Source organism: Agrobacterium deltaense RV3 (genome assembly GCF_900013505.1).
Taxonomy (GTDB): Bacteria; Pseudomonadota; Alphaproteobacteria; order Rhizobiales; family Rhizobiaceae; genus Agrobacterium; species Agrobacterium leguminum.
This window is the reverse complement of sequence record NZ_LT009745.1, coordinates 1,921,472-1,928,037: the sequence shown is the minus strand read 5'-3', so window position 1 is coordinate 1,928,037 and position 6,566 is coordinate 1,921,472. Positions and strand designations below refer to the sequence as shown.

9 protein-coding genes and 1 pseudogene are annotated in these 6,566 nt (G+C 59.9%); 5 read left to right on the top strand and 5 right to left on the bottom strand.

The features are described from left to right. Positions 1-977: pseudogene (locus tag AGR7B_RS09815) on the bottom strand (IS4 family transposase); the annotation flags it as partial. A gap of 249 nt (positions 978-1,226) precedes the next feature. Here AGR7B_RS09815 and AGR7B_RS09810 point away from each other — a divergent pair. Together AGR7B_RS09810 and AGR7B_RS09805 are read left to right on the top strand one after the other, a co-directional pair. Continuing rightward, positions 1,227-1,595, top strand: coding sequence for an ArsR/SmtB family transcription factor (locus AGR7B_RS09810; protein ID WP_031233868.1), 369 nt, complete (start codon positions 1,227-1,229; stop codon positions 1,593-1,595). Then, positions 1,588-2,118, top strand: a complete 531-nt coding sequence (locus AGR7B_RS09805) for an SRPBCC family protein (protein WP_080856549.1) — start codon at positions 1,588-1,590, stop codon at positions 2,116-2,118. Before AGR7B_RS09810 ends, AGR7B_RS09805 begins: the two co-directional genes overlap by 8 nt. 151 nt (positions 2,119-2,269) lie before the next feature. Here AGR7B_RS09805 and AGR7B_RS09800 read toward each other — a convergent pair whose 3' ends face one another. Continuing rightward, positions 2,270-3,115 carry an aldo/keto reductase gene (locus AGR7B_RS09800; RefSeq protein WP_065655848.1) on the bottom strand — a complete coding sequence of 282 codons (846 nt, stop codon included), beginning with the start codon at positions 3,113-3,115 and terminating at the stop codon, positions 2,270-2,272. Between the two features lie 164 nt (positions 3,116-3,279). Here AGR7B_RS09800 and AGR7B_RS09795 point away from each other — a divergent pair, with 164 nt between their 5' ends. Then, on the top strand, positions 3,280-3,873 hold the full coding sequence (locus tag AGR7B_RS09795) for a LysE family translocator (protein ID WP_080856548.1): 594 nt from the start codon (positions 3,280-3,282) through the stop codon (positions 3,871-3,873). Positions 3,874-3,879: 6 nt separating this feature from the next. Here AGR7B_RS09795 and AGR7B_RS09790 read toward each other — a convergent pair whose 3' ends face one another. The 3 genes from AGR7B_RS09790 to AGR7B_RS09780 are packed head-to-tail and all read right to left on the bottom strand — an operon-like array spanning position 3,880 to position 5,586. Continuing rightward, entirely contained in the window at positions 3,880-4,668 is a 789-nt protein-coding gene (locus tag AGR7B_RS09790; RefSeq protein ID WP_080856547.1) for an anti-sigma factor family protein, read from the bottom strand. Further along, positions 4,665-5,222, bottom strand: a complete 558-nt coding sequence (locus AGR7B_RS09785) for an RNA polymerase sigma factor (protein WP_162934098.1) — start codon at positions 5,220-5,222, stop codon at positions 4,665-4,667. The genes AGR7B_RS09790 and AGR7B_RS09785 overlap by 4 nt, the downstream gene beginning before the upstream one ends. After that, positions 5,206-5,586 carry a COG4315 family predicted lipoprotein gene (locus tag AGR7B_RS09780; protein ID WP_078051963.1) on the bottom strand — a complete coding sequence of 127 codons (381 nt, stop codon included), beginning with the start codon at positions 5,584-5,586 and terminating at the stop codon, positions 5,206-5,208. The genes AGR7B_RS09785 and AGR7B_RS09780 overlap by 17 nt, the downstream gene beginning before the upstream one ends. 141 nt (positions 5,587-5,727) lie before the next feature. Here AGR7B_RS09780 and AGR7B_RS09775 point away from each other — a divergent pair, with 141 nt between their 5' ends. Beyond that, positions 5,728-6,087, top strand: coding sequence for an ArsR/SmtB family transcription factor (locus tag AGR7B_RS09775; RefSeq protein WP_162934097.1), 360 nt, complete (start codon positions 5,728-5,730; stop codon positions 6,085-6,087). Next, a complete protein-coding gene (locus AGR7B_RS09770; RefSeq protein ID WP_080856544.1) occupies positions 6,084-6,566 on the top strand; it encodes an SRPBCC family protein in 483 nt (160 codons plus the stop codon). Before AGR7B_RS09775 ends, AGR7B_RS09770 begins: the two co-directional genes overlap by 4 nt.

The following is a 6,566-nucleotide window of genomic DNA, read 5'->3' as shown; positions in this document are numbered from 1 at the left end:
GCGATCAGGGCGACAGCGATCTGGATGCGCACGGCATTTTCTGACGTGCCGAGGAAAATGGCTGATCTTCAGCGTCTGCTTGACCCAGCGGAAGAACAGTTCGATCGCCCAACGGCGCTTGTAGAGATCGGCGATCTCGTGAGCCGGTGCATCGAGATCATTGGAGAATATGCGCAACACCTTTCCCGTCTCGGTCCTGATGGTGATCTCGCGGACCGGATCGCTGAACGGATTTTGCGGCTTTTGGCCTGGCGGGCCGGCAACAGGCCGATGCGGTCGGACAGGATGACACCGTCGCCGTCCACCGCCTGCTCATGGGTGACCGTCAGCGGCGTATGCGACTTGAACCGGGTGACGATCCGGCATCCGGCTTTGTCCAGCTTGGCCCACCAGCCGAAATCATAATAGCCAAGATCAAAGACATAGGTTGCGCCTGATGCGATCGGCATGGCCTTGGCAGCCGTGATGTCGTTGATATTGGCCGGCGTGACCGCCGCATAGATCGGTTGTTCGGCATCCGCATCGTAGACGATGTGGACCTTGACGCCGCAGGCTTGATGGGAAAACCGCGCCCACTGCGATCCGGCACCGGAGAGGCGAACCCCTGTCGCATCGATGAGGTAGGTTGCCTCGCCCACCGCCCGGCGCAGGCCGCGTCCCGCCATCGCCACCATCTGCGCAAACAGCCCGGCAAAGACAGGGCTCGGACGCAGACGATTGGCATCGGCAAGCGTCGAGCGCGACACCGGCTTTGCGCCGACATGATAGAGCCGTGCAGAGTGGCTCTCCAGGCCAAAGACGATCTCGCGCAGGCTCACCGAACCCGCCAACTGCCCATACAGGAGGGCGACGAACTGGCTTTTGGTCGACAGCCGGCGGACATGCTTGTCAGCCCCGTGTTCATCCACAAGCCGCTCAAACGCCGCCCAGGGAATACGCTTCAAAAGATCATGAAAGACGCTATTCTTGTGCCGCACGGTGTTGCTCCTCTTTCGTGTCCGAGATCGTCGCCAAACGCTCGAATACGAGTAGAATCAACACCGTGCGCCATGTCCACCAAATTTAAACCGGACAGCAGGGGACAAGCCCAAGGATGACGTCGATTAGGGGTTCTGCTTTGTCATCATCCTCGACCGCGGCTTTGCCGCGGTTTTTTTTAGCCGTCGCTTGAATTGATATTCAACCATATGGTTGACTTTCCGAGTCGACAGCCTATATTCAACAACATGGTTGAATTATCTGCTTCACATCTCGACACTGTCTTTCATGCCCTCGGCGACGCCACGCGACGCACGATGCTACGCGATCTTTCCCTTGGTGAGAGAACGGTGAGCCAGTTGGCCCGGCCGTTCGACATATCGCTCGCCGCCGCCTCGAAACATATCAAGGCGCTGGAGAACGCGGGGCTTATCCGCCGCGAGGTGAGGGGGCGCATCCATGTCTGCCGCCTTGCGCCGGAACCGTTGGCAGAGGCGCATGAATGGCTCGATTTCTACAGACAGTTCTGGGGCAGCCGCCTCGATATTCTTGAGCAGATGCTCAGGGAGGATGATCAGGGAAAAATCCCTGCAGATGGAGGAAATGACAATGGCTGATATTGCAATGCCTGACGCCTATGGCCGTCTTGTCGAACCGACGACCCTTAAGATCGAACGGCTGCTGCCGGGGCCGATCGAGCGGGTATGGGCCTATCTCACACAAAGCGAGCTTCGCCGTCGCTGGCTGGCTTCCGGCGAAATGCGGCTAGCGCCCGATGCGCCGTTCGAACTGGTCTGGCGCAACGATGAGCTTTCCGATCCGCCGGGCCGGCGCCCGGAGGGCTTTTCCGAAGAAGACCGTATGGCTTCCCGCATCATTACCGTGGTCCCACCGCACCGTCTGGTCTTCAGTTGGGGCGAAGGTGGCGAGGTCTCTATCGAGCTTCAGGCTCTTGGCAAGGATGTGCTGCTGACGCTGGTTCATCGCCGGCTGGCCGACAGGAGGACGAGGCTTGACGTCAGCGCTGGCTGGCATGTGCATCTCGACATTCTCGCCGCCCGTCTTCAGGAGAAGGAGCCGGGGCCGTTCTGGGATACATGGCTGGGGCTGAAAGAAGAATATGAGCGGCGCATACCGTAACGGGGCGGTACTTTTCTGGACACAACGGCGCGGTTTTCCGCGCCGTTTTTCAAGTGCCGCCTGCCGTGGCGCTGGCACAATTGCTTTGCTCACATTCCGATTCAACGGCCTGTTAGAGAGATTCCGGACAGTGTCTTAAGCCACTGTTATATCAAAGCATTTCCAGCGAGGTCTTGCGCGTTGGCGGCGGGAAGACGGCATCCAGCGCCGCCCAGTCTTCCTCGGTTATCTCAAGATCGGTCGCGCCGCGATTTTCCTCGACACGGGAAACGCTGGCGGATTTCGGGATGGCGATGACACCGTCCCTCTCCAGAAGAAAGGCGAGCGCCAGTTGCGCCGGTGTCGCCTGATAGGCCTTGGCGATGCGGATGAGTTCGTGGTTCTTCAAGATGCGGCCCTGCTCGATGGGGGAATAGGCCATCAGCGGCACGCCGCGCTCCTGGCACCAGGGCAGCAGCGAAAACTCCGGCCCACGCCGGGACAGATTGTAGAGCACCTGATTGGCCGCGCAGTTCTTGCCGCCTGGAACCGCGAAAAGCTCCTCCATGTCGTCGGTGTCGAAATTGGAGACCCCCCAGTCGCCGATCTTGCCGTCGCTCTTCAGCCTTTCGAAAGCCGCCACGGTTTCTGCAAGCGGGTGCTCACCGCGCCAGTGCAGCAGATAGAGGTCGATATGGTCGGTGCCGAGCCTTGCAAGGCTGCGCTCGCAGGCCTCAGCCGTGCCTCTTTCGCTGGCGTTCCAGGGGTAGACCTTGCTGACCAGAAACACGTCCTGTCGACGGCCGGCGATGGCCGCGCCGACCACCTCTTCCGATCTGCCATCCGCATACATTTCCGCCGTGTCGATCAGCGTCATGCCGAGATCGATCGCCTTGCGGATGCTTTCGACCTCCTGTGGCGCGGATGATCTCGTCTCCCCCATGTTCCAGGTGCCGAGGCCGAGGGCTGGAACCTCTTTTCCGGAGGGCAGGGTGACGGAAGGAATATCGTCATACATGGTTTCGCTCCAGCGGTTGGTAATCGGACAATAGAACGTTGTTCCGACTTCTCAAAGCCGGGATGGAGAGGATCGATCCATCAAAAAAATTGACCTCGGCCATCGATGCGGCGGGGTGGCCTGATGTTGGCCCGGCGGATAGGATTTCGGCTCAAGGAGAAATCATGACTGTCGAAACTCTTGTCGCGCTGGTGCTGTTTGCCTTCACCACATCCATCACGCCCGGCCCGAACAATATGATGCTTTTTGCCTCCGGCGTGAATTTCGGTTTCCGCCGCACCATCCCGCATATGCTGGGCATCGGGGCGGGCTTCCTGTCGCTGCTGATCGGGGTCGGCTTCGGTCTCGGCGCGTTGCTGCATTCGGTGCCCGTGCTTTACACCGGGCTGAAATTCGCAGGCGGGCTCTATCTCGTCTGGATTGCGTGGAAGATCGGCACCTCCCGCAGCCTGAGTGAGGGTTCGGCCGCATCGGAGCCGATGAGTTTCCTTGCCGCGGCCGCCTTTCAGTGGGTCAATCCCAAGGCGTGGGTGATGGCGGTGACGGCGATGGCGACCTATACCGATGAGCGGCAATATTTCCTCACCGTGCTTGTCGTTGGCGTGGCCTTCGCCGCGGTCAATCTTCCCAGCGTTTCCACCTGGGCGGGTTTCGGCTCTGCCTTGCGGGAATGGCTGGCTGTGCCGGTTCGGCTCAAATGGTTCAATATCACCATGGCCGTGCTTCTCGTCATCAGCCTCTGGCCGATGCTGAAATAACGGTCTTCACGTCGGGAACTGCCGGTAACATTCCTCGGCGATTGCCTGCACCTCGTCGCGCGTCAGCTCGGCGGACACGGCGTAACCCAGTTCATTGTCGATCCAGTAGAAGGTCTCGATGCCGTCGGCGCTGGCCATGCGGAAGCTGGTGGTGCGGTTTTCCTCGTTGTGGCCGATCAGCACAGTCACCCGACGGCCGGTTTTGTCCTGATACATCAGCATCGCGCCCGGTTTGCCGCTGACGGGGATAAGACGCCCGCCGACGAGGTCGTATCCGATCTTTGAGAGATCGGGGATGGTGAAGGGGTAACCGAGCCGCTTGCCGAGCCATGTGGCGAGATGCTGCTGTTCTCCCGCGCCGACTTCGACGGGATGGCGCACCTCGCTAGCATAGATGAGATAGGCGGATTTCGCCTGCGCCGGAATATCCGTGGTCAGCGACGCCAGGGTCACGTCCTGCGGCGTGGAAAAAGACGGCGGCAGAAGCCTGCCCGCCGCAGCACCCGCCACGAATATCAAAAGGGCGGCCGCTGTTTGCAGGAGAACCGGTTTTGCCCGCCATGCGCGGTCCCTCTTTTGCGGGGTGAGCATCGATGCGTCATGCGGATGTGCGGCGGCATAGGAGGCGAAGGCATTGCGCAGAATATCGGCCTGTTTTCTCCATTCCTCCACACGGGCCTGCTCCTCCGGCCTTTCCGCCAGCCAGGCCTCGACAGCCGCGCGGTCATCGTCGGAAAGAAGTCCGTCGACATAGGCGTGCAAATCGTCTTCGGTTATGGCCTCTAGCCGTGTCATCTTGGTCTCCGCAGGGGAATGATATTATCCGCCGCCAGATGCTGGCGAAGGGTTTCGCGGGCGCGGGACAATCTGGACATGACGGTGCCGAGCGGGATCGACAATGTCTCTGCCGCCTCCTGATAGCTGTAGCCTTCCACCGTCACCAGCATCAGCACGGTGCGCATGTCCGGCGAAAGAAGGGCGAGTGCGCCATGCAGCCGGTCGTTCTCCAGCGTGTCGGAGAGCGTCTCCGCGCCGGCGATGCTCTCATGGCCGTCCAAGCTCTCGGACGGGTGGCGTTTCTCGGCGCGGTGGCGGTTACGATAAAGATTCGTCATTATCGTGTAAGCCCATGATTTCAAACCCGTTCCGCGCCATTGCCTTTTATTGGCCAGCGCCTTTTCCACGCAGTCCTGCAAGAGGTCCTCGCCATCGGCATCTGAACGGGAAAGGCTGCGAGAATAACGGCGCAGCATGGGCATCAGCGCCAGCATCTCCGTTTCGAAGCTGCCGGCTGCGGGGGAATGGTTCCCCCGCTTTTCGTCCTTCATGCCATCAGGGTTTTGCGGCATCCCATACACCGTTCATACCGTCGCCGGTGGCGTCGCCTTTTTTCGTGTCCTTGACCCAGTAATAAAGCGGCATGCCATCCTTCGCCCATTGCATTTTGCCGTCCTTGCGCTTTACGAGGGAATAGGCACCCTCGGCCTTGTCGCTGGCGGCTGCGAAAAACGGCGGCCAGTTCACCGCGCATTTGTCATAACAATTGGATACGCCCTTCTTGTCGTTCTTGAAAGTGTAGAGCGTCATGCCTTTTTCGCCCGCCAGCACATCGCCCTTGGCGGTCTTGACGGTTTCGACCATAGGGGCGGCATAGGCCGTTCCGGCAAAAGCCAGAACGAGGGCGGGAACGATAAAGCGGATCTTCATGGACATATCCTCCTTGGTTCGGGCGGCCTGTGCCGCCAGCACATCAAGAGACACCGCAGCCTGACGGATTATTCCCTGCGGCAACGAATTTCTGCGATTTTTAAACTTATCCATTGAGCTAACTATTTCGATGTGATAGTTAGCCTTATGGAAAACTATTCAGACGCGCTCAACGATATCTTCCAGTCTCTTGCCGATCCGACCCGCAGGGCGGTGATCCTGAGGCTGGGCGGCGGGGAGGCGAGCATCGGAACGCTTGCCGAGCCCTTCGACATGGCCCTGCCATCCTTCATGAAACATATCCGCCAGCTGGAAGGGGCGGGGCTGATCGTGACGCGCAAGCAGGGGCGTGTCCGGTTCTGCTCGCTGGAGAAACAAAGGTTCTCCATGCTCGATGGCTGGTTGTCGCAACAACGCGCCATCTGGGAAGGCCGCACCGATCGGCTCGAACAATTCGTCATGGCGCAACAGGACAGGATGTCCAGCAAAGGGGAGAATGACCAATGACCGAGACTTTCAATCCCGATCTCGACCTGAAGATTTCCCGCATCATCAGGGCGCCGCGCCGGCTCGTCTGGAATGCCTGGACGGACAAGGCCAGCCTCGAACAATGGTGGGTGCCGCATCCCGGCCAATGCCGGGTCGACCGCATGGAGCTCCATCCCGGCGGCGCCTTCGAAACGCGCTATAGCGAGGACGGCACAGCCTTCGGTCCGCATGTCAAAGGATGTTTCCTGGCGGTGGATCATGAGCAGCGTCTGGTTTTCACCGATGCGCTGACGGCGGGTTTTCGCCCCTCCGCCCAGCCGTTCCTCACCGCCGTGATGACATTTCGCGATCACCCCGACGGCATGGAATATGTGGCCTATGCCATGCACAACAATCTTGAGGATCGCGACAGGCACGCGGAGATGGGCTTCTTCGACGGTTGGAACACGGTTGCGGAGCAGCTGGCGCAGCTTGTCGAGCGGCAGGCCGTCAATTGA

Bases quoted from the DNA above. Each gene is read 5' to 3' on its own strand.
- AGR7B_RS09810 (WP_031233868.1), top strand. From the start codon at position 1,227: ATGGTTGAATTATCTGCTTCACATCTCGACACTGTCTTTCATGCCCTC.
- AGR7B_RS09805 (WP_080856549.1), top strand. From the start codon at position 1,588: ATGGCTGATATTGCAATGCCTGACGCCTATGGCCGTCTTGTCGAACCG.
- AGR7B_RS09800 (WP_065655848.1), bottom strand. From the start codon at position 3,115: ATGTATGACGATATTCCTTCCGTCACCCTGCCCTCCGGAAAAGAGGTT.
- AGR7B_RS09795 (WP_080856548.1), top strand. From the start codon at position 3,280: ATGACTGTCGAAACTCTTGTCGCGCTGGTGCTGTTTGCCTTCACCACA.
- AGR7B_RS09790 (WP_080856547.1), bottom strand. From the start codon at position 4,668: ATGACACGGCTAGAGGCCATAACCGAAGACGATTTGCACGCCTATGTC.
- AGR7B_RS09785 (WP_162934098.1), bottom strand. From the start codon at position 5,222: ATGCCGCAAAACCCTGATGGCATGAAGGACGAAAAGCGGGGGAACCAT.
- AGR7B_RS09780 (WP_078051963.1), bottom strand. From the start codon at position 5,586: ATGTCCATGAAGATCCGCTTTATCGTTCCCGCCCTCGTTCTGGCTTTT.
- AGR7B_RS09775 (WP_162934097.1), top strand. From the start codon at position 5,728: ATGGAAAACTATTCAGACGCGCTCAACGATATCTTCCAGTCTCTTGCC.
- AGR7B_RS09770 (WP_080856544.1), top strand. From the start codon at position 6,084: ATGACCGAGACTTTCAATCCCGATCTCGACCTGAAGATTTCCCGCATC.